This window comes from Vibrio sp. 1457 (assembly GCF_033340195.1).
Lineage (GTDB): Bacteria > Pseudomonadota > Gammaproteobacteria > Enterobacterales > Vibrionaceae > Vibrio > Vibrio alginolyticus.
This window is the reverse complement of sequence record NZ_JAWOWA010000087.1, coordinates 1-1274: the sequence shown is the minus strand read 5'-3', so window position 1 is coordinate 1274 and position 1274 is coordinate 1. Positions and strand designations below refer to the sequence as shown.

The 1274-nt window shown below is 47.3% G+C and carries 2 protein-coding genes and 1 pseudogene; 2 read left to right on the top strand and 1 reads right to left on the bottom strand.

The genetic code is table 11. The features are described from left to right. Positions 1-501 (bottom strand): annotated as a pseudogene (gene wecH, locus R7Z41_RS23915) (O-acetyltransferase WecH); the annotation flags it as partial. 174 nt (positions 502-675) lie between these two features. Here wecH and R7Z41_RS23910 point away from each other — a divergent pair. Then, positions 676-975, top strand: a complete 300-nt coding sequence (locus R7Z41_RS23910) for a YsaB family lipoprotein (protein ID WP_000980107.1) — start codon at positions 676-678, stop codon at positions 973-975. Between the two features lie 94 nt (positions 976-1069). Next, positions 1070-1274 (top strand): glycine--tRNA ligase subunit alpha (locus R7Z41_RS23905; RefSeq protein ID WP_113604562.1); only part of this gene is annotated, 205 nt, incomplete at its 3' end.

Sequence of the window (1274 nt, the reverse complement as noted above, 5' to 3'; positions counted from 1 at the left end):
AAAACCGTCAATTTTCTGCGGCACTGTGTTTGGGTTAGCGATAATGCCAATCACCACCATTAGCACCAGCAACATTTTTCCGCCGACGTTCTTCACCTGAATCAGCGGTGAAACCAGATAAATCACCGCAATCGCGAAGAAAAACCACAAGTGGTAAAACACTGGCTTTTGCAGCAGGTTTTTCAGCGCTAACTCCATATTGATGGAGGTAAACAGCGCAATGTAGAGCAGTGCGATTGCGCTATAAAAAATCAGACATAAGCCGATACGCAAGAAATGGCGCGGCTGGGCGCTGCGTTCGCCAAAAAAGAGATAGCCGGATATCATGAAAAATAGCGGCACGCTGACACGAGAGGCAGAATTCAGAACATTGGCGATATCCCAGGTGACGGGGCTAACACTATGAGCATTGGTCACATACCAGGTAGTGGTGTGAATCATCACCACCATTAAACACGCTATCCCTCGCAGGTTATCAATCCAGTAAATTTTGGGCTGCATCTGTGTCTCTGTATCTGGTTAAAAAAAGTCTGACCGATAAATCATTTGGTTGGCGCACTGGAATAATCTGAGTTTTATCACTACAGCTTATAGAGGCTTAAGGAAATTCGTAAGATATCAGCCACTATACCGATATAAATAATAAGACTCACCTGCAAACCAGACGGTAATTTAATGATGATGAACGCTTTCTTTCCGGCAATGGCGCTTATGGTGCTAGTGGGTTGTTCTATACCGTCACCCGTGCAGAAAGCACAACGGGTAAAGGTTGATCCTCTGCGTTCGTTGAATATGGAAGCGTTATGCAAGGATCAGGCGGCAAAACGTTATAACACCGGCGAGCAAAAAATCGACGTCACCGCCTTCGAACAGTTCCAGGGAAGCTATGAAATGCGCGGTTATACCTTCCGTAAAGAGCAGTTTGTCTGTTCTTTTGACGCAGATGGCCATTTTTTGCATCTTTCCATGCGTTAAGCCCTGCTTTTTCCCGTTTCGTACTGTATATCTTCCATCCAGCGGGTATACTGATCCCTTCCTTTAAATCCACACGTATCCAGCACGAAATAATATGCAAAAGTTTGATACCAGGACCTTCCAGGGCTTGATCCTGACCTTACAGGATTACTGGGCTCGCCAGGGCTGCACCATTGTTCAACCATTGGACATGGAAGTCGGCGCGGGAACCTCTCACCCAATGACCTGTCTGCGCGCGCTGGGGCCAGAACCGATGGCGGCTGCTTATGTTCAGCCTTCTCGTCGCCCGACCGATGGTC